General features: G+C 40.6%; 18 protein-coding genes. 11 read left to right on the forward strand and 7 right to left on the reverse strand.

The genetic code is table 11. The annotated features are described in order from the left end of the window. Nucleotides 1-88: 88 nt before the first annotated feature. Nucleotides 89-1,846 carry an acyl-CoA dehydrogenase family protein gene (locus C8D97_RS10030; protein WP_109763647.1) on the forward strand — a complete coding sequence of 586 codons (1,758 nt, stop codon included), beginning with the start codon at nucleotides 89-91 and terminating at the stop codon, nucleotides 1,844-1,846. A 133-nt stretch (nucleotides 1,847-1,979) separates the two neighbouring features. Here the strand turns inward: C8D97_RS10030 and C8D97_RS10035 are convergent, their stop codons facing one another. From C8D97_RS10035 to bufA2, 3 genes are all read right to left on the reverse strand, one after another. After that, nucleotides 1,980-2,756 (reverse strand): HvfC/BufC N-terminal domain-containing protein, encoded by a 777-nt coding sequence (locus tag C8D97_RS10035; protein ID WP_109763648.1) that lies wholly within the window; start codon nucleotides 2,754-2,756, stop codon nucleotides 1,980-1,982. Next, nucleotides 2,753-3,631, reverse strand: coding sequence for an MNIO family bufferin maturase (gene bufB / locus C8D97_RS10040; RefSeq protein ID WP_210204911.1), 879 nt, complete (start codon nucleotides 3,629-3,631; stop codon nucleotides 2,753-2,755). The genes C8D97_RS10035 and bufB overlap by 4 nt, the downstream gene beginning before the upstream one ends. An 83-nt stretch (nucleotides 3,632-3,714) precedes the next feature. Next, nucleotides 3,715-4,173, reverse strand: coding sequence for a BufA2 family periplasmic bufferin-type metallophore (bufA2, locus tag C8D97_RS10045; protein ID WP_109763650.1), 459 nt, complete (start codon nucleotides 4,171-4,173; stop codon nucleotides 3,715-3,717). A 751-nt stretch (nucleotides 4,174-4,924) separates the two neighbouring features. On the opposite strand from bufA2, the gene C8D97_RS10050 reads away from it, so the two are divergent. The 3 genes from C8D97_RS10050 (at nucleotide 4,925) to C8D97_RS10060 (ending at nucleotide 9,585) form a co-directional block, all read left to right on the forward strand. Next, entirely contained in the window at nucleotides 4,925-6,187 is a 1,263-nt protein-coding gene (locus C8D97_RS10050; protein ID WP_109763651.1) for a GspE/PulE family protein, read from the forward strand. Between the two features lie 415 nt (nucleotides 6,188-6,602). Then, complete coding sequence (locus C8D97_RS10055) at nucleotides 6,603-7,796, forward strand: FAD-dependent oxidoreductase (RefSeq protein ID WP_109763652.1); 1,194 nt, start codon at nucleotides 6,603-6,605, stop codon at nucleotides 7,794-7,796. Further along, complete coding sequence (locus tag C8D97_RS10060; RefSeq protein ID WP_210204912.1) at nucleotides 7,726-9,585, forward strand: flavin monoamine oxidase family protein; 1,860 nt, start codon at nucleotides 7,726-7,728, stop codon at nucleotides 9,583-9,585. The genes C8D97_RS10055 and C8D97_RS10060 overlap by 71 nt, the downstream gene beginning before the upstream one ends. A 713-nt stretch (nucleotides 9,586-10,298) precedes the next feature. Here C8D97_RS10060 and C8D97_RS10065 read toward each other — a convergent pair. From C8D97_RS10065 to C8D97_RS10080, 4 genes are read right to left on the reverse strand one after another with little or no spacing between them, the layout of a single operon-like run. Next, nucleotides 10,299-10,868, reverse strand: coding sequence for an NUDIX domain-containing protein (locus C8D97_RS10065; protein ID WP_109763654.1), 570 nt, complete (start codon nucleotides 10,866-10,868; stop codon nucleotides 10,299-10,301). After that, nucleotides 10,861-11,139, reverse strand: a complete 279-nt coding sequence (locus tag C8D97_RS10070; protein WP_109763655.1) for a hypothetical protein — start codon at nucleotides 11,137-11,139, stop codon at nucleotides 10,861-10,863. The genes C8D97_RS10065 and C8D97_RS10070 overlap by 8 nt, the downstream gene beginning before the upstream one ends. 17 nt (nucleotides 11,140-11,156) lie before the next feature. Beyond that, the gene (locus C8D97_RS10075; protein ID WP_109763656.1) at nucleotides 11,157-11,825 is read right to left on the reverse strand and encodes an NUDIX hydrolase; all 669 of its coding nucleotides are present in this window, start codon (nucleotides 11,823-11,825) and stop codon (nucleotides 11,157-11,159) included. Then, entirely contained in the window at nucleotides 11,822-12,358 is a 537-nt protein-coding gene (locus tag C8D97_RS10080; protein ID WP_109763657.1) for a nicotinate-nicotinamide nucleotide adenylyltransferase, read from the reverse strand. Before C8D97_RS10080 ends, C8D97_RS10075 begins: the two co-directional genes overlap by 4 nt. A gap of 159 nt (nucleotides 12,359-12,517) precedes the next feature. Here C8D97_RS10080 and C8D97_RS10085 point away from each other — a divergent pair, with 159 nt between their 5' ends. From C8D97_RS10085 to C8D97_RS10115, 7 genes are read left to right on the forward strand one after another with little or no spacing between them, the layout of a single operon-like run. Then, the gene (locus C8D97_RS10085) at nucleotides 12,518-13,156 is read left to right on the forward strand and encodes an isochorismatase family protein (RefSeq protein WP_109763658.1); all 639 of its coding nucleotides are present in this window, start codon (nucleotides 12,518-12,520) and stop codon (nucleotides 13,154-13,156) included. 8 nt (nucleotides 13,157-13,164) lie between these two features. Next, on the forward strand, nucleotides 13,165-14,346 hold the full coding sequence (gene pncB, locus C8D97_RS10090) for a nicotinate phosphoribosyltransferase (RefSeq protein WP_210204913.1): 1,182 nt from the start codon (nucleotides 13,165-13,167) through the stop codon (nucleotides 14,344-14,346). 11 nt (nucleotides 14,347-14,357) lie between these two features. Then, complete coding sequence (nadE, locus tag C8D97_RS10095) at nucleotides 14,358-15,188, forward strand: ammonia-dependent NAD(+) synthetase (protein WP_109763660.1); 831 nt, start codon at nucleotides 14,358-14,360, stop codon at nucleotides 15,186-15,188. A gap of 25 nt (nucleotides 15,189-15,213) precedes the next feature. Next, complete coding sequence (locus C8D97_RS10100; RefSeq protein ID WP_109763661.1) at nucleotides 15,214-16,233, forward strand: SPFH domain-containing protein; 1,020 nt, start codon at nucleotides 15,214-15,216, stop codon at nucleotides 16,231-16,233. After that, nucleotides 16,233-17,162 carry a sugar kinase gene (locus C8D97_RS10105; RefSeq protein ID WP_210204914.1) on the forward strand — a complete coding sequence of 310 codons (930 nt, stop codon included), beginning with the start codon at nucleotides 16,233-16,235 and terminating at the stop codon, nucleotides 17,160-17,162. Before C8D97_RS10100 ends, C8D97_RS10105 begins: the two co-directional genes overlap by 1 nt. Before the next feature lie 37 nt (nucleotides 17,163-17,199). Next, entirely contained in the window at nucleotides 17,200-18,060 is an 861-nt protein-coding gene (locus C8D97_RS10110; protein WP_109763663.1) for a phosphatase domain-containing putative toxin, read from the forward strand. Further along, nucleotides 18,057-19,688 (forward strand): isochorismatase family protein, encoded by a 1,632-nt coding sequence (locus C8D97_RS10115; protein WP_109763664.1) that lies wholly within the window; start codon nucleotides 18,057-18,059, stop codon nucleotides 19,686-19,688. The genes C8D97_RS10110 and C8D97_RS10115 overlap by 4 nt, the downstream gene beginning before the upstream one ends. Nucleotides 19,689-19,720 lie beyond the last annotated feature (32 nt).

The raw sequence follows: 19,720 nt of genomic DNA on the forward strand, positions 1-19,720 counted from the left end.
ACTGATTAGACCAGTTTACAATAAAACCAAAGGGCCTTAAACTTAACACAAGTTTAAAGCCCTTTTTTTGACCAGTCAGGAAGTTACTATGAGTTATAAAGCACCTGTTGATGATATGTCGTTTTTATTAAAAAACGTGTTTGATGTACAACAACAGTTTGACGGCATCAGCCAATACCAAGATTTTGATTATGATCTTTATAATGCGGTACTGGAAGAAGGCGCCAAGTTTGCCGAAAATATACTGTACCCACTGAATCGTGACGGTGACGAAGAGGGTTGCCAACACGAAGGTCACGATGTGACGACACCAAAAGGCTTTAAAGAAGCCTACCAGCAATTTTGTGAAGGTGGCTGGCAAGGCATTAATGGTGATCCTGAATACGGTGGGCAAGGCCTGCCTAAAGCGCTTCATGTATTGGTTGAAGAAATGCTCTACGCTTCAAATACGTCATTTACGCTTTATCCAAGTTTAACTGCAGGCGCCTGTTCCGCTTTAGCCGCTCATGGTTCCGATGTATTAAAACAAACCTATCTTGAGAATATGCAGTCAGGTGTCTGGTCGGGCTCAATGTGTTTAACTGAGCCTCACTCTGGTTCAGATTTGGGTATTTTAAAATCAAAAGCCGAACCAAATGAAGATGGCAGCTATAAAATCAGTGGTACAAAAATCTTTATCACTGGCGGTGAACACGATATGGCCGACAATATCATTCATCTGGTTTTAGCTAGACTGCCTGATGCGCCCAAAGGCCCTCGTGGTATTTCACTCTTTTTAGTACCGAAATTTATGGTTAATGACGACGGCTCCTTAGGCGAACGCAACCCGGTTTTCTGCGGTTCTATCGAGCATAAAATGGGCATTAAAGCGTCGTCTACCTGTGTGCTTAATTTTGATGAAGCCACTGGCTATTTAATTGGAGAGCCCCATCGTGGCCTGGCCTGCATGTTTACCATGATGAATAAAGAACGGTTGTCGATTGCCTTACAAGGTGTTGGTTTAGCCGATGTCTCTTATCAGATTGCTCGCCAATATGCAGAAGAACGTATACAAGGTCGAAGCAGTCGAGAAGGGAAGCAGGGCGCTTCAATTTTAGAGCACGCCGATGTTCGACGTATGTTGTTATCCATGCGTTCCGTTACCGAAATCAATCGTGCTCTGGCGGTTTATCTTGGCATGAATATCGATCTTGATGAACACGCTACAGATATCGAAACAAAACAAAAAGCCGCTCGAAGAGTTGCACTATTAACCCCTATTGCAAAAGCCTTTTTTACCGATTCTGGTTTTGAAAATTGTAATCATGGTATTCAAGTACTGGGTGGTCACGGTTATGTTCGTGAATGGGGACTTGAGCAGTTCGCAAGAGATGCGCGTATTGCCCAAATTTACGAAGGCACCAATGGTATTCAGGCACAAGATCTTGTTGTTCGTAAAGTTTGTGCCGATAAAGGCGCCGCCATTACAGAATTGTTCGACGATATATCTGAAACCATCAAGCAATCATCGGACAGTGATTTTAAACACGTGGGTGTTAGCCTAGAAAAACATTTATCAGTGGTAAAAGAGCTGGTCAGTGTTTTGCTTCAACAAAATGAAGAGCAGGGCGCAGCCATGCAGGGCGGAGCGGTTGAGTTTCTTAATGCTGTGGCATATGTGATTGGCGGCTGGTTATGGTTGAAACAATTACTTGCCTCAAACGCACTGACCGAGTTGGAGCAAAAACGTAAATTAGCCGCTTCTGAATTTTATTATGACCATTTAATGCCACGGATCGAAGGCTACGCTCAATCGATCAAAAACGGTTATCATCTTACGTTTGCTCTGGATGACGAGCTGGTTTAATTTTTAGCTTTTCAACTATAAATTCAAAGGCGGTTTTTACCGCCTTTTTTACACTCCATTTTTTAAGAAACAGATAAAGCTATAGTTCTGCTATCTAAAAAACATCTAAACATTTAAAATTGTTAAGCAATATTTATTCAGTTATCAAGGAACGGACAATACCTTTATCTAACCAGTTGATTAACCGTTGAACAGAAAACAAACTAACTTCATCTTCAGCCATAACTGTTGCCAGTTCATTACAAATGTTGGCAAACGTTTCTCCTGTAAGCATCATTTCCAACATTTGGCGTTCCATAGCTTCTAATGAAACAAATTCGGTCAATTGATCATGATTACGCCAAATTAACCAGGAATGAAGTTGATTTATTGGTTTAGGAGGCGGTTGATTGGCTTTGAGCGCCTGCCAACATTCAACACAGTTGTATTCAGAAGTGAACAATTGAGCACTGGGGTGTAGTCGAAATTTCATGTCAGCCCAGTCGTGCTCTGGTATAAGCTTTAAGTATTCCAATGTTGCTCGCTCTGCATCTGCGGCATCGAAAACATCTAGTAAATAACGTTCAAACCGAGCCAATTCGGAAAGGACTGGGTGCTCTTTAAATGGATGTGTAATTTTTAAGTATTCAGGAAGTTGATTAGAAAAGTGTCGAAGCGAACGATTATTAGATGGCTGCGCTTTAATATAACCTTGAGCCATTTCATCAAATAGATGGTCACCTAAATAGTAACCTAGAATTTCATGATCTGTCTCAATACTTTCTATCAAGCGAGCTTTATAAGCATTTTGATAAATGTTTATTCGTTGTTCAACGTTTAATGCACCCTGATCAACAACATAATTTTTAAAGTTATTTTCTTGATTTAAAAGCGCATTAAAAAAGTGCTGTTGTAAGTCACTGAGCTTCACTCTATTAGCCCTGCAGGTTTTGTTGTAGGATTTTCACTGGAAAGGTTAGAGAATACGTTTCTGTAAATATTACGAGCCTGATCCAGCTCTGAAATTAGTTCATTTAGCTCGGGAATATTGTCATCACGCTCTATCATGGTACTTACTGGCCCAAAACGTCGTAATGTTCTTTCATACAATTCCCACACAGAATCACATACGTCATGATCATGAGTATCGATAATATGTGATCCGAAGTCATGGTGACCAGCCAGATGTATTTGTAAAACACTGTCTACATCAATTCCATTAATGTAGTCCATTGGATCGAAATCATGATTTCTGGAACTTACATATATATTGTTTACATCAAATAAAATAAAACAACCTGACTCTCGTCTAATTGTATTTAGAAATTCCCATTCTGTCATTTCAGAGTCTTTAAAGCTTAAGTAACTCGATACATTCTCGAGAAGCATTGGTTTCCCAATAAAGTCCTGAACAATTCTAATTCTTTCAGACAGATGCTTAATAGCCTCATCTGTATAAGGAAGAGGGAGTAAGTCATGACTGTTGATTTGCTTAAAAGATGTCCAACATAAATGATCAGAAAACCATGGCGGGTCAACATGATTAATGAGTGTTTTTAGTTGTTTGAGGTAATTCCAATCAAGTGGATCTGTGCTCCCAATAGATAATGATACACCGTGCATTACTATTGGATAGCGCTCTTTTATCCTATCTAAATAATAACGGGGTTTACCACCAGCCACCATAAAGTTCTCTGATAAGATTTCAAACCAGTCAATATTGGGTTGGTTGGTTATTACTTCTTGAAAATGTTGAGTTCTTAAACCTAAACCAAACCCAAGAAAATTATTTGTTTGCTGAAGCATATCTAATGTCATTTTTTAAAAGCGTTTAGCAAGCAGAGCTGTTCTGGCTAAACGCTTATTTTGATTTTAACTAAACACTTATACTAGCTTGAACTTCCACCAATATCGGCACAGGCTTTTGGCGGTGTAAGAACAAAACCAGTACCTTTACAGCTAGCTTTACCTGAGCAAGCGTTTTCAGCGGTTTTGCAATCATTATGACCTTTACAAACGTTAACACCATTACAATGAACTAGATCTGCAACATTGATCTTACCAACCCACTTATCTTCAATACTCCCACCAACGTCTTCGCAAGAATCAGATGGCATAGCAACAAAGCCCGTACCTTTACAGCTGGCTTTACCTGAACAAGCATTTTCGGCAGTTTTGCAGTCATTATGACCTTTACACACGTTAACGTTATAGCAATGCACCAAATCAGTCGTTGCAGTGGAGGCAGATGTTGAATTTCTATTTTCCCCATTTGTTGAGCAGCCTGCTACCAATGCCGCTGCTGCGACTGCCATTGATATACCTGATGGTTTAAGTTGTGATTTCATAGTTATCTTCTCCTTGTACTTCTCATATTTTAGTTAGATTTCATCGTAAGCTTCTGTCTCTTCGTGGAGCTATATAAACGGAGTAACGGAGAGCATATATGTTACAAATCAATATTGAGTATAACTATTTAGCTGCTTGAAACCAGAATTTAAGTCATCATTTAGTAAAGGTTTAAAAGCGACATCTTTATATAAGTTGCAATATCAAGCTAAATCAATAAACTCAGTAAGCTTTATTTATGCTGACTCAATAAAGTCTATGCCTTTACTTTGCTATAGCGCTCGCTGGCATATTTCAATATGCAATAATGTCGCAGTTTTATATTACTACGTAAGATTGAATGGTCGTCTGCATTAACTGAACGACTCTGTAAGTGGAAATATATATAAATCATATCTACCTTATTACTAGAGCGTGTTTATCTTCCGTTCTTTGAAATGCAGACGATTATTTTATGGCACAACAATACAGAGGGAGTGATGAATAGTTATTCTCGACTTCGTCTCCTGAGTCGTTCTACCTCCTACGTACTGTAGTCGTATTTGAATGACCGATAATGCGGTTGTGTCATAAAATAACCCCTGCCCAATGGGTTGGGTTGTTGAGAATTTTTTATTTAGAATAACTAAACCTAAAAATTCACTCGCGACTGGCTTAGTTTTAGCTTTCAACATCTCAAAGAACGAAAGATAAACACGCTCTAAGGAGAATCCATATAATATTACTTCACGATAATAAGTTGAGGAGTGTATGTCAGAATTTAACACTGGTCGAAAACTTCATCCTAATTTACTCCCCCAATTCACAGAGCTTGAGGAAAATTTAGATGACTTAGATAATAAAGCGACTATGACGCTGGAAGCTGAAACCATCATACGTGATGCTTATCAGTCTAAAGCCACTGATATTCATATTGATCCTTATACAGAAGGTTTTTTAATCCGTTTTCGAATAGATGGTATGCTTCACGATTGTTTACAATTATCGACTGAACGCGGCCAACGCATAACCAATCAGTTTAAAACCCTGTGCAATCTAAACCCATTACCATCGGTTAAAGTAGAAGAAGGCAGCTTTTATTTTGACCAAAATGAACCTCATCTCGATTTAAGAGTAACCGCGGTGCCTTGTATTAGTGGCGTAAAACTTGCCATCAGAGTGTTAGCACCACCCGATGCCGTTACCAGTTTGACTCAGCTTGGCCTCGAAGACAGTACCGATATACGTAGCTGGTTAGATGCAACGTCGGGTATGTTGTTGGTAGCGGGTCCCACTGGAAGCGGAAAAACAACTAGCCTGTATGTATTGCTACATTTATTAAAAATTTCGGAAGCTCATGTAGTCACACTTGAAGAGCCGGTTGAATACCAAATTCCTGGTATTAACCAAATTCAAATCGATGAAGATAATGGATTAGACTTTGAGAATGGTACCGAAGCAATGCTTCGTCTCGATCCTGACTATGTTTTACTTGGTGAGTTAAGAAATCAATCATCCGCAGTTGCTGCTGTTAATGTTGCCAGTAGTGGTCGCTCTTTAATGGGTACTTTACACAGTAAAGATGCAGTAGCGACTATATCTTCACTGCGCAATATGGGACTCGATGATTATGAAATTGCCGCCAACCTTAGCATTGTTATCGGGCAACGATTAGTTAGAAAACTATGCCCTGAATGTCGGGCTGAAGAAAAACCTGGCAAACAAGTTAAGTTGTGGCTGGATGCTGCGGGAGTTAAAACACCAAAAAAAACGTGGACTGCCAAAGGTTGTGAGGCTTGCCAACATATTGGTTACAAGGGTCGTACAGGCATCTTTGAAGTATGGCGACTGACTGAAGAAGATAGAGCGCGTATCATTCGTAACGATGATGAGTTTTCAATTCGCCGAAGCTTACTTGATAGAAATCAGTTGTTAATGCTCGATGATGGCAAAAACAAAGTGGAAGAGGGAATAACCAGTTATGAAGAGTTAATACGTGTAGGAGCACTCGCCGCAGCAATACAGAATCACTAACATCTGTGATTACAAGTAATTATTTCGATGAGTTATTCTTTACATAGATCTCGAATGTTCTTTTACCTTTTCTTTACCATCTTTTTCTCCCTATGCATGACTGGATGACTTTAACCAGTACAGTTTACGGTAGTTTATAGTTAAGTTTATCCTTCCTGCTTTCATCTCATAAATAAATATAATTTTATATATCTCAAATTAGCTACATATTTCTGAGAAGTATGCGTTTATGTTTATCATTAGTATCTGTTGCTAAATTAAATTTAACAAGGAGAGGTTTAAATGATCAGGTTTTGGCAATTAAAAAATAGCTCAACTGACCTAAAATCCCTCCCAAGTTTATCAACTCAACACATTCGATTTAGATTTTTATGAAAGTTTTCATGGGATAGTAACAATGCTTTAAGAGGCAGTTATGAGTAAAAAATATGATTTAATTGTGATTGGTGGTGGCCCCATGGGTTTGTCCACAGCTTATCAAGCTAGTAGTCGTGGTAAAAATGTTTTAATTATAGAAAAGCAGGGCTTTTTGAATGAGAGTGGCAGTTCTGCAGGGGCTTCTAGACAGTTTCGATTACAATACGCACAGCAATATATGTCTGAACTGGTTTTATCGTCACAAAACTTTTGGGCCGATTTACAAAGTTACACCTTCAAGACTCTTATCAAACAATGTGGAAGCTTATGGTTTGGTGATCCCAGTCTATCTTCACAAGAGGGCGGGATTAAAGCAGCTGAAAAAGTCATGGATCATTTAAATATTCCTTACAAACCTTTAACTGCCGAGCAAATAGAACAAGAGTTCGCGTTTAAAAATCTACCATCAGATTATCGTGGCTTTTTTCAGCCCAGTGGCGGGATCATTAATTTAAAGGCAACAGAAGAGGCCTTGTTTAATGCGGCAATTAAGACAGGTCGCGTTGAATTTCTTGAGTACGAACCGGTTAATAATATAGATGCCGAAGTTGAAAATGCTATAAAAGTTTCGACAGCCACATCGACTTACCAATCAAGTCAATTAGCCATTTGTGCCGGTCCCTACACGAATGATTTGTTGTCACTTTTTAACTTAAAAGTAGGTATTAATATCTGGCAAATGTCTTCGGCCTATTTTAGAAAGACCAAAGCAATGAATAACCTCCCAACCTGGTTCGTATTTCAAAAACCACAAAGTAGCGCTTTGTTTTACGGCTTTCCAGAAGTTGATTGGTCCCACCCAGGATATCTGAGGGTCGCAACCGACTTCCCAGATAAGATCATTGATAGTCCAAAGGAGCGAACTTATACACCCAGTCCGGAGAGCCTGAGTCTGGATGCACAATGGGTTGAAAAGCATATGGATGGGTTAGATTCTACACCTCAATTTACATCGACCTGTTTAATATCGTTATCACAAGACTCAAGCAAAGAGTTATTGCTCGATTATTTACCAAAATCACACCCAAACAGTCGTAATATTGTTGTGTATACCGCGGGTTGGGCAGCAAAATTTATCCCCATTCTTGGTGACATGATTAATCAGATGCTGGATGGTCCTGTTGAATCATTTGATTATGGAACCTACAGCATTGATCGATCAAACTTTACGATCGAGTGGCAAAAGCAATAATAAAAATTATATTGGCGTAAGGAGACTTATAATGGCAAAAAAATATTGTATTTTTGGAGCTGGTCCATCCGGTTTGTACACAGCATGGCGACTCATCAACAGTGGCAAACTATCTTCAGACGATACGTTGCAAATTTACGAGTGGGGTGACTATGATTTTTCTGATACAGGAAAAGGTCGTAAACCCGCCGGTCGAATTTGTAGTCACTTTTATCAAAACAGTAAAGAAAATAGTTATATTGAAATTGGCGGCATGCGTTTTTTAGAGTGGGACGATACAAGCCATGAAGGGCACCAGCTGGTTACCAAAACCATCCAAATGCTGGGAATGGACGATCAGGTCATTCCTTTTAACACCACGAAAAATCCACTGTTTTATTTGAGGGGTAAACATTTTTATCAAAATGAGCTCAAAGGTAATGGTGGTAATTTAACAGCTCCCTATGGCACACCAGGAAATAATGAAAACTCACCCGATAAACTGTTTGCTGAAATTTCGAAGCTCATTACTCAAGATAGTAAGTTAGAAACTCGAAAAGATCAGTGCGAATTTTATGCAAATGGCCAATTACCCGGAAGTTTTAATTCTTTCGTTTACAATGGAAACGATGTTGCAGGAAACATTGGCTACTGGAATTTATTTTATGACCAAGCTGGCAATGAGGGGTTTAACTACGCAGCAGATGCAGGAGGGTATAGTTCTAATGTGATCAATTGGAATGCCGCCAATGCAGCCATCTATAACGGAGAGTTTGCGCCTGGTGGAAAATTTAAAACGTTAAAGACAGGTTATTCCAGTTTATTTGTTCAGTTGCTTCAACAAACCTTAGATGAAGCGAAGAAAAAAAATATCACCGTAACACTAACAGCCAAAACTCGTTTGCATTCTATTTGGCTCGATAATGAAAAACCGGTTTTTCGATTAGCTACGGCCGATGATCCTGAGCAAGCTAATGGTAAGCCGAAGACCGCTGATTATGTTTTTCTGGCTATGCCGCCTCAATCCGTTGAGTTAGTTGCACAAGCGACACGCTATAATCAACCTGAAAATGGTATAGACTTTCTTAATAACAATAAAGTAAGGAACTACCTAGATTCGGTAGAGGAACAGCCTTCATATAAAGTAGCAATGTTTTTTGATTCGCAGTGGTGGCTCGATAGTTCTTATCCACCTAAACTTGATGCTGACAATAGCGAAACCAATATATTTGGTCCAACAATTACGGACTTGCCACTTCGACAGGTGTATTACTTTGGCAACAACGCCAATGCGACTTCAACCCCTGTATACGGCATTTTAGCGTCCTACGATGACATGAGATTTACCGGCTTTTGGAAAGAACTTGAGCTTTCTGTTAATGAAAGAAGAGAACAAGCTTACTCGCAAGACTTACAACCACTAAAAGGTGGAGAAGTCGCCACAGAAACAATGTCTAAAATGTTACTTCTTCAACTGGCAAAATTGCATTATGGTGATCCTGATTCCGCTTATAAAATTCCAACGCCTAAAGAGACGGTATTTATGGATTGGGGTCTTAATCCGTTCGGTGCGGGTTATCATGCCTGGGCACCGCATTACGATATTTGTGATGTGATGCAGTCTATAAGAGCACCCAGTAAACTTGCCGGAGCAAGCAACAATGTTTTTTTAATAGGCTCAGCATTTTCAAATGATCAGGCCTGGGTGGAAGGTGCTTTTTGTACCGCTGAATCAGTATTAAATGATTACTTAGATATTCCATCAATTGCTGACACGTCTAATTATCCGTTAATTTGTGGTTGTCATTAAATTAGGTATAAAGATTCAGGTGAGCTTATTATTAAAATACAGTTCAAGACTTGGACCTTCACCTAATTGTGCGTAACTTACCTTGACTCTAAGTAATTGAAATATTTGTTTTAATTTGTATATTATTTTAATCAATATTATGAAGTTTCAAGCTTTGGTTCGATCTAAAGATATAATTTGGTTTTTTTAACTAAAAGTATAAAACAAATAATGATCATAGAGTAAAGAAAGGGGGCTCCAATAAGAGTTCCCGAGAACGTAGGTTGCTGTTTAACTGCTCCAGCCATTCCATGGGCCATATTTTAAACCCCCTGTCTTGTTGAAGGGTTATGGTTTCTAGCCAAAGTATATCGTAGGATATATTCCACGCTGCCGATAGAGGCGATAAACCAAACTTCTGACAATCATTCGGTGTAACTAATGGACTGTTATTAGCACAATGTTCACTAAGATGAATGACGAGTTTGGGCTTGCCTAGTGACTACAACGTTTGTTCCCGCGCATCAAGAATTAATTCGGTTTTTATGAACTTTTTAACGTTACCAAATCATTTTTTTCATTAATTAAAAGTCGATTCCTGAATTACGATTAGAGACATGATTACCATCGAGCTCAGAGCCTAGTTGAAATTGTTCTAATGTAGTCTGAGTGTATTCAGGGAAAACCACCTTAGCTTCGATAATTTAAAACTTCTTCGGTAATTACTATCTGGCTTAAAAGTTTAAATTACTTTTAAGCCAGAAAGCACCAATCAAACTTGAGCTGGTTCTTAAACCGCCATTTTCTGCTAGTGTCAGAAAATCTTCAATTGAGACGGTAACGACCTCGATATCTTCATTTTCACATCCGCCGTATGAGGGAAGATGCTCTGCATTGATCCACGCGGCATATAATTCGGTTGTTTCAGTACATGTACCTGCAGAATTATAAAAGTTGCCGATTCGGTCAAAGATTTCGACTTGCCCACCAACTTCTTCTTCCGATTCACGTAGGGCTACATCACGTGGTGATTCATCAGGCTCAATCATCCCGGCGATCAAGTCATAAAGCCAGGGATCATCATCAAATGCTGCACCTGAACGGAACTGTCGAGTAAGAACCACTTTTTTTGTTGATCTGTCAATCGCCAAAACCGCTACAGCATGGCCTTTATCCATTACGATACGCTTCAAGACGTTTGACCATTCACCATTGTGCTTTTTGTGACGCAAATTAAGCACTTTTATTTGAGCGAAGGCAAAGTCTGTCACTTCTTCATTGATAATTTCGACGTCTTTATGCATTACAGGCTCGTTTGCTGAGTTGATTAATTTTTAAGGGGATCACGGGCTTTTCCTGTAGTTTTTGGCAATCAATAGTGTCCATTAATTCATTTAAGATTTGATTACCTTCTGCTTGCAGACCTGGTCGACCATAAGCACTATCGGCGGCTTGGTGGATCCAGCTGGGAACCACCTGTCCTTTCATCTGCAGCAAGAACCTGATGGCCGTGAATGTTTCTGTGCTTTCAATTTCTTCGAGTGTTGGAACTTTAAGAATATCGTTGTTAAACATGATTGCCTCCTTTGAGGTTATTTTGCTTTACCGTACATCATGCGATCGAAATTGCGGGGTTTATCTCGGTCAGCCAAGCGAAACAGCTTGGCAGGACGCTTGCCTGTCTGGCGTGTCATCTTAGCGTCCACTAAGGCATTGGATTCCTCCAATCGTATTCGAAGACCTCGATCATTTAATTTACTGCCAATAACTTGCTCTGCGACATTTTGATAATCTTTCATGGAAAAAACGTCTTCACATAAGAAGCCGGGCAGGGTTGTGTACATTGCCTTACTTCGTAATCGCTCCATGGCTAGTGCTACCAAGTCTTTATGATCGAAAGGCAGGCTGAACTCATCAGAAAGAATCTTGTTTACTTCGACCCACTTAACGTCTTGTTTGTTTTCTGGCAGAGGATTGCTTGAGAACAAGCAGAGGTAGACCACTGTTACCGACCAGTCTCGAGGATCTCGCTGACTGTTTCCGATAGTATGAACCTGCTCATAATAAGACAGTTGATGATTAGTTTTGGTTTTGATCACACGCTCGACTGCGTCGCTCAGGTTTTTATCCTGATCTTCAAAGACCCAACCACCGGGAAGGGCGTACTCTCCTTCATAAGGATTTTTATCGCGTCGTGACAGTAAGATTTGGACCGTATCGTTTTTGAATCGGACGCCTACGGTGTCAATCGTATTGATCATGCTGCCGTTTCCTCTTGATATAATTTATGTTGTTTAATTAATTCAGCGACGCTTGTAGACGTCATACTTGAGATAGGTTCGCCAATTGAAACAGCCTGCCTGATATATGTTGATCGTATCGCTTGTCGTTCTTTACCAATAAATACTGACCAACGCTTTTGAATTTGTTTTGCCTTATGAAACTTACTCCAGTTTTTCGCATTATCTGGACCAATAATAAAATGTAATGAGTCATAAGCATATTGGCACTCAAGCCAGTTCAGGACATCATAGGTATAAACCGGACCATTACCAGCCAGCTCATGCTCACACAGTAATAATGAGACGCGTTCAAGTTTGTGATCTGCAATAAAGGCTCGCACCATATCTGCTCTCAACTGGTAGTCTGCCATTTGCTTCCCAAAGGCGTGGGCGAAGCTCGGTACCAGGTAAACCCAGTCCAGCTCGTTTACTGCCTGCCTGATTAAATCCAAATGCCCGAGAGTGGGTGGATTAAATGCAGAACCCAAAATACCAATATTTCGTGATTTCATATTAATAATGTACTAACTACGAATATAAATGTCAATTTAAGAATATATAAAAATTAACTTGCATTTATAAAGTGTTAAAAGTATATTTGCACCAGATGCGGAAATAAATATATTTTTTGCCTTTTTAATAGTAGTAACTACGAATATGAGGAGATAATAATGAATAAGATAGCGAGCTTTGATGTGGATCCTCAATACGGCTTTACCGAAGAGTGCCCAAAAGAGCTTCCTGTTCCAGGTGGCCTGGAGATAGTTGGTCCTCTGAATGAACAGGCAAAACTGACCGATTACCGCTTGGGATCTAAAGACGCACATTCTCCTAAAGCTGAATGGGTCGCGACCGAAGAAGAACCACAGCTGACAGCTATTACTAATAAAGGAGCTGACATTGATTTACGCTGGAATCTTCACGCGGTACCTGGTACTCGGGGGTTCGAGTATATCGAAGGGCTGCCTAAGCCAGCAGAATATGACTTCTTTGTCTGGAAGGGTGTTGAGCCCACGATGCACCCCTACAGTGCCGTATATCACGATTTGGCTAAGAAGCGCAGCACCGGTGTAATTGAGTGGCTGCAGTGTAATGACGTTACTACCGTTATTGTCGGTGGCCTGGCTACTGACTTCTGTGTCAAAGAGACAGTTGTTGATCTGTGCAATGCTGGTTTTCGGGTCATTCTCAATATGGCGGCCACCCGAGGAATTGCCGATGAAACGGTGGCAGCTGCGCTAAAAGAAATCGCCCAGGCGGGTGCCGAAGTTGTATGTAACACAGACGAACTAAAAGCCGTGCTGGCATAGGAGTCATTATGAAAGCCGATAAGCCAATTATTACCTCTTTACTCGATAACGATCTCTATAAATTTACAATGCAGCAGACTATGCTACATCACTTCGGGGATGCGAAAGGTGAATATGCTTTTAAGTGCCGTACACCAAGAATAGATTTTAAACCGATAATGGCTGCTTTGAGAGAAGAGTTGCAGGCGCTGGGCCAACTTAAGATGCAATTTTCTGAATTGCAGTATCTGAAAACACTGCCATTCATAAAACCAAACTATTTGAGCTTTCTGGAAGATTTTCGGTTGAACCCTGAAGATCTATCAGTCGACATTAAAAATGGCGAGCTTTCAGTAAGAGCAAAAGGTCCTATTACCCGAGTAATGATGTTTGAAATCTTTGTTTTGGCAATTGTGCAAGAACTTTGGATGCGGCATACCCACCCGGAAGTAACTGAAGCAGAAGGGCGTGGACGACTGGCCGATAAGATAGACTTTCTTGAGCAGTCAGATGTGCCTGATTTCAAATTTGCAGATTTTGGTACCCGTCGAAGATTCAGCAAGCATTGGCACTATCAGGTGGTGCGTACATTAAAGCAGCGTGTGCCACAGCATTTTGTCGGTACCAGCAATGTTTATCTGGCAAAGGAATTTGGGGTTAAACCCATCGGTACCATGGCGCACGAGTATTTGCAGGCATTCCAAGGATTTACTCATCCTGAGCAGTCTCAGACTATGGCGCTTGAAACTTGGGTTCAGGAGTATCGTGGTGATCTGGGAATTGCACTGACTGATGTACTCGGAATGGACATGTTTTTGCAAAGCCTCGATCTTTATTTCGGCAAACTCTTTGATGGCTTTCGTCATGATTCAGGTTGTCCAAAAGTGTGGTGCAAAAAATTACTCAATCATCTTAAAAATCATCTTGGAATCGATCCTAAAACTAAAACTGCGGTGTTCAGCGACGGTCTTGATTTTCAAAAAGCAATTGATTTACACAAGGCGTTTCATGAGCAGATTAATACGTCTTTTGGAATTGGCACTTACCTGACCAACGACATGGGTGTTAAAGCACTCAGTAATGTTATGAAGTTGGTTGCATTGAATGGCCGACCAGTGGCCAAGATGCCTGACAGTGCCGGAAAAACCATGTGTGAAGATATGGATTATGTGGCTTATTTAGAAAAACTAAAAATGCGTCATACGGCGTAAGGAGTGGAGTAATGTTTACTCAAAAAATGATTGTTAATGCGATGAAAGTTGATCCCAAGGCTAATCTGGAAGTTGAGCTGCGCAAGCGAATTGATTTTATTAAAAATATGCTTGAGAACACAGGAATGAAGCACCTGGTGTTGGGGATAAGTGGCGGCGTCGACTCTCTTACGGCAGGTCGTTTGTGCCAACTGGCTGTTAACGAACTTAATTATGAAGTCGGTGTTGGCCATGAATTTATCGCAGTGCGACTGCCCTATGGTAATCAGCTGGATGAGGACGATGCGCAAACGGCGATTAAGGTCATCGAACCGACTCGTGTGGTTAAAGTTGATATAGCTGCAGCGGTAATAGCAGCAGAGCAGGATGTAATCGAGGCACTGAATGCAAGTGGCATTAATGCCAATAATCCTGAAAAGAATGATTTTGTGAAAGGTAATATAAAAGCCCGCACACGCATGGTGATCCAATATACGATTGCGAATCAGGTTAACGGCCTTGTTGTCGGAACAGATCATAGTGCGGAAGCGACTATGGGCTTTTATACCAAGTTCGGTGACGGTGCTTGTGACTTAGCGCCTTTGTTTGGTCTCAATAAACGTCAAGTACGTGGGCTTGCGAAGATGTTGGGAGCCCCTGAGCAACTTTATGGAAAACCCGCTACAGCCGATCTGGAAGAGTTAGCTCCACAAGCGCTGGATGAAGATCGACTTGGCGTAACTTATGACGAACTCGATGATTTTCTTGAGGGAAAAACAGTTAATGAAAATACAGCAATGCGAATCAAAAATCAGTACGTATTAACTGAACACAAAAGAGCGCCAATACCCACACCTGCGTAATCACATTTAATAAAGGAGTAAAATTATGGCCATTATCCAGTTTTATAAATCACAGCCTACCGATTATGTCATGTTATTTAAAAGCGGGAGGCTTAAAAAGAAAGGCGAAGGTTTAAGCTTTTTCTATTACGCACCCACAAGCAGTATTGTAGTTGTTCCTATGGGCAATCAAGATCAGCCATTTATTTTTCGTGAGCACACACGAGATTTTCAAGAACTTACTGTTCAAGGTAGTTTAACTTATCGGATAACTGATCCTGTCGCTATTGCAAAAGCAATGAACTTTTCACTGAATGAGCAGGCCACAGCTTACCGTTCTGATGATCCTGAAAAATTAGCAAATCGAATCATTAATCGATTGCAGGTGCTGGTTCGTTCGTACACGCAGTCCCTGCCACTGGGTGAAGCTCTAGAGATGAAGCCGGCAACCTTTAGCACCATTCAAAAACATCTTGCAGAGTCTGAATACCTAAAGACTCTTGGGATTAATGTTTTGGAGTTAAGCATTACTGCAATTAAGCCAAATCCAGAAACTGCAGGAGCGTTACAAACACGTGAGCGAGAACGATTATTACAAGAAGCTGATGATGCAATTTATCTTCGTCGGAATGCATCGGTTGAGGCCGAGCGTAAAATTCGCGAAAACGAGTTGCAGACAGAAGAAGCTGTGGAGCAGAAAAAACGTCGTATACAGGAAGTTAAACTTGAAGCTGTGCAACAAGAACAAGTCAAACGACAGGAAATGCACAATCAGCAAATGCTTGCGGATATTGAGTTGGCCATCAAGCGGAAGGAACTAGTTGTACAAAACCAGGAAAACGAACGTATCGAAGCGGATGCTTTGTCCTATAAATTTGCAAAGCAACTTGAACCCGTAAAGCAGTTGGAACCTGAGTTAGTAAAAGCGCTGGCCAATATGGGAATGCAACCTGCTCAACTAATGGCCAAGGCCTTTACCGACTTCGCCAACAATGCAGATAAAATCGGTAATCTTAATATCAACCGAGATGCTGTTGAGGGTATTATCAATGGCGAGGTAGCATAATGAATGGTCTGGACCCGCGTGTTGTTCTGGTACACAGGGAAACTCGATTGGATGGGTTAAAGCGCCGATACAATACGATAGAACAAGCGAAGTTTTATGTTGAACATCTTGGTGCAGACTTCGATGACTACATTGATGAGGATCGTCAGTATAAGCAATCTCTAAAAAGTGTTGAGGCCAGTTATCGAAAGTTTGCACGGGTTCAAAAAGTAGATCGAAGCTTCTTACCTAACTTTGTATTTAGTGGCGATGAGACAGTGGTTGTTGTTGGTCAAGATGGACTGGTCGCTAACACACTAAAGTATGTTAAATCGCTTCCTGTGGTTGGCGTCAATCCAGATCCAGCTCGGTACGACGGCGTACTTTTGCCTTTTAATGTCAAAGAAATTGGTAGTCAAGCCAGCGATACTGTTTTCCAGCGTTGTTCCTTTCAAAACGTTACCCTCGCTAAAGCAGAATTATCCAATGGACAAGAATTGGTTGGCGTCAACGATCTCTTTATTGGTCCAAAACTGCACACCTCCGCTCGTTACATTTTGCAGTGGGGAAGTGAACAAGAGCTTCAATCCAGCTCAGGTATTATTGTCAGTACAGGCCTTGGCTCAACTGGCTGGTTTCAAAGTTTAATCGCAGGGGCTGTTGGGATAACCGGCAGCTGCTCTGACGAATTATTACGATTGAAAAGAGGTTTTGCTTGGGATGAAAGATATTTGTATTTCTGTGTTCGAGAACCATTTCCGAGTCGACGGTCACAAACCAACCTGGTGTTTGGTAAAACTTCTTCAACCAAATCATTGATTGTCGAGTCCCAAATGCCGGAAAATGGCCTAATATTTAGTGATGGTATGCTCGATGACAGTCTTAACTTTCATGCTGGTCTCAAAGCCAAGATAGGCCTTGCTGATTGGCAAGCGCGTTTGGTTGCCTGACTGCTACTAATATGTTTTTTAAGTGAATATTTTTTCTATGGTTAACTTCAAATCTTTGTTAAAAGCAGAGCTGATAAAGCCCGGGGATGAGTTGCGATCAATGTCGAGTCGATTCAACGCAAAAGCCGTAATATGTTCAGATGGTTGTCTATTAGTTAATGAGCAGAAGGTTGCTACTCCTGAATCTGCAATGACAATAGCGGTGCAAGATCGTTCCGAACCACTTCCATCCGGATCAGCTTGGCAGTTTTGGGGGTGTTACAACCAAGATCGTCAGTCGTGGACACCAATAGAACACCTTAGGGCAGAGTTTCACACTAGCCAGACAGAAGATCAGATCAAAACGTCTTCAACACATCCTTTGAGAGTCGACTATGTTAAATTGGATTGCGGCGGTCGAATTGGCATGACCTTGTGTCCAGGTAAGCAGGGGCGTGGACTCTATAGTGGCCAATGGCAACGTGATTTGGATCAAGATATTAATCGGATAGAAGAGCTGGGATATAGAACAGTAATCAGTTTGATGGAAATGCATGAGTTTGATCGATTGGGGGTTGGAGAGTTTAGCGTTTCTATTCAATCTCATGCTGTCGAATGGATTCATTTACCCATCAAAGACATGTGTACACCAGATTTCGAATTTGAGCAGTCATTCTCAAAATATTTGCGACAACTTCTTAACTTCTTAGCAGCAGGTGGCTCAATTGTATTGCATTGTCGCGGCGGACTAGGGCGAACAGGTATGATAGCAGCCCGGTTATTGGTGGAAACAGGACAATCACCGCAACAAGCCATCGAGCAAGTCAGAAAACAACGACCGAATGCCATTGAAACCTTTGCTCAAGAAGAATATATTCTGAATCAAAACTGGAAATTAAATCTTAAGGGAACATTTTGACAGCTTTATTAATTACCCAGTGTTTGCAAAATGATTTTGTTAAACCGATCAAAAAGAATGAGTCTTTACCAAACTTTCTTCACATAGGTTACGAAGAGTCTAAACGGTTGCTGGGCGATAACCTGACAATTAATCCTTTAACTCAGTTTATGAGTTGGGTTGAGAAGCAATCACGTAAGCAACTGTATACAGTGCATATTCGTGATTGGCATGACAGTTCCGATCCAATACAAAAAGGACATCTGGCACAATTTGGCGATCACTGCCTCAAAGACAGCAATGGTGCTGAGTTCATATTTGATTTTAAAGAGTCATCATCTAGTAAAATTATCAATAGTACGACACTCAACGACTTTGAAAGTACTGAGCTTCAAGTTGCGCTAGAACCTTTTGCTGATCAACCGGTTAATGTTGGCATAATAGGCGTATGGACCGAAGCAAAGGTTTTATTTCTTGCGTATGAATTAGCGACTCGCTACCCAAACTTCAACCTTTATGTGTGCAGTGCACTTACGGCCAGTTCTTCTAGAAGTCACCATTTTGCTGCTTTGGAGCAATTAAAACGAATTGTTGGCATTCGAGTAATTGATTCTGTTGGTGAGTTTATTGAATGCCTTGGGGGGCAAAGCAATGAGACTCCATTAAGTTATTCTTCATCAACTGAAATGACTGGGCTGGAACATGCTCAAATTGAGCAGAGTGACTACGAGCTTTTACGGTATTTGTTTAGAGACTGTAAAAAAGTCACTTTCAAAGTACTTGAAGGCGGCTTCTCTGGAAATTTTGTGGGTAAGGCGACCAGTATTGATAGTCATGGTTATGAACAGGTACCCCATGTCATTAAAATCGGTGAGCAAAAAGAAATGGCACAAGAACGTACTGCGTTCGAGCGTGTTGAGGCTTTACTGGGTAATACGGCCCCACAGATCGCTGACTTCGCAGATTTTCGTAAAAGAGGGGCGATAAAATATCGCTACGCCTCAATGAACGGCGGAAAAGTTGAAACACTGCAGTCAAAATGCGAAGCGTTTATTCGAGGTGAGTTACCAGAGAAGCATTTCTTACCTTATCTAGATTCAGTATTTTCGAAACAGTTAGGGCGTTTATATCGCTCAGCAATTGAAGATAAGCACAATCTTCTTGAGTATTATCAGTTCTCCAGCAATTGGGCTGAGTCAGTAAAGCAGAAAATTGAAGGGTTAATAGGGCCCATTTCATCGCACGATACATTGAATCTACCGGGTCAAGTTCAAGCATATAACTTATATAAATTTTATAAAAATGATTTAAGTAAGCTTCAAGATCGATTTCAGAAGGATTATCTTTTTTCTTATGTTCACGGTGATCTTAATGGTGCTAATGTCATCATTGATGAAAATGACAATACTTGGGTTATTGATTTTTTTCATACTCACCATGGCCATTTACTGAAAGATTTTATAAAGTTTGAAAACGATCTCTGCTTTATATATACGCCAATCGAAAACCAGCAAGATCTAAAGTTAGCGTTTCAGTTTACAGATTTTTTATTGCTGCAGGAAAGCCCAGTAAATCTCAGTGAATTACCAGATATTTTTTTAGGAAGGGTGTCCGTGCATATTCAGGGAAAAAATACGATAGGCCAATAATATCTAAATAAATCATATAGTTAGAGCTCCAT

The organism is Pleionea mediterranea (assembly GCF_003148745.1).
Taxonomy (GTDB): Bacteria; Pseudomonadota; Gammaproteobacteria; order Enterobacterales; family Kangiellaceae; genus Pleionea; species Pleionea mediterranea.

What these genes read in the sequence shown, in the direction of transcription:
- C8D97_RS10105 (WP_210204914.1), top strand. Translation starts at nt 16,233, where the DNA reads ATGAATGGTCTGGACCCGCGTGTTGTTCTGGTACACAGGGAAACTCGA.
- C8D97_RS10030 (WP_109763647.1), top strand. Translation starts at nt 89, where the DNA reads ATGAGTTATAAAGCACCTGTTGATGATATGTCGTTTTTATTAAAAAAC.
- C8D97_RS10085 (WP_109763658.1), top strand. Translation starts at nt 12,518, where the DNA reads ATGAATAAGATAGCGAGCTTTGATGTGGATCCTCAATACGGCTTTACC.
- C8D97_RS10070 (WP_109763655.1), bottom strand. Translation starts at nt 11,139, where the DNA reads ATGTTTAACAACGATATTCTTAAAGTTCCAACACTCGAAGAAATTGAA.
- nadE (WP_109763660.1), top strand. Translation starts at nt 14,358, where the DNA reads ATGTTTACTCAAAAAATGATTGTTAATGCGATGAAAGTTGATCCCAAG.
- C8D97_RS10100 (WP_109763661.1), top strand. Translation starts at nt 15,214, where the DNA reads ATGGCCATTATCCAGTTTTATAAATCACAGCCTACCGATTATGTCATG.
- bufB (WP_210204911.1), bottom strand. Translation starts at nt 3,631, where the DNA reads ATGCTTCAGCAAACAAATAATTTTCTTGGGTTTGGTTTAGGTTTAAGA.
- C8D97_RS10055 (WP_109763652.1), top strand. Translation starts at nt 6,603, where the DNA reads ATGAGTAAAAAATATGATTTAATTGTGATTGGTGGTGGCCCCATGGGT.
- C8D97_RS10065 (WP_109763654.1), bottom strand. Translation starts at nt 10,868, where the DNA reads ATGCATAAAGACGTCGAAATTATCAATGAAGAAGTGACAGACTTTGCC.
- pncB (WP_210204913.1), top strand. Translation starts at nt 13,165, where the DNA reads ATGAAAGCCGATAAGCCAATTATTACCTCTTTACTCGATAACGATCTC.
- C8D97_RS10110 (WP_109763663.1), top strand. Translation starts at nt 17,200, where the DNA reads ATGGTTAACTTCAAATCTTTGTTAAAAGCAGAGCTGATAAAGCCCGGG.
- C8D97_RS10080 (WP_109763657.1), bottom strand. Translation starts at nt 12,358, where the DNA reads ATGAAATCACGAAATATTGGTATTTTGGGTTCTGCATTTAATCCACCC.
- C8D97_RS10075 (WP_109763656.1), bottom strand. Translation starts at nt 11,825, where the DNA reads ATGATCAATACGATTGACACCGTAGGCGTCCGATTCAAAAACGATACG.
- C8D97_RS10050 (WP_109763651.1), top strand. Translation starts at nt 4,925, where the DNA reads ATGTCAGAATTTAACACTGGTCGAAAACTTCATCCTAATTTACTCCCC.
- bufA2 (WP_109763650.1), bottom strand. Translation starts at nt 4,173, where the DNA reads ATGAAATCACAACTTAAACCATCAGGTATATCAATGGCAGTCGCAGCA.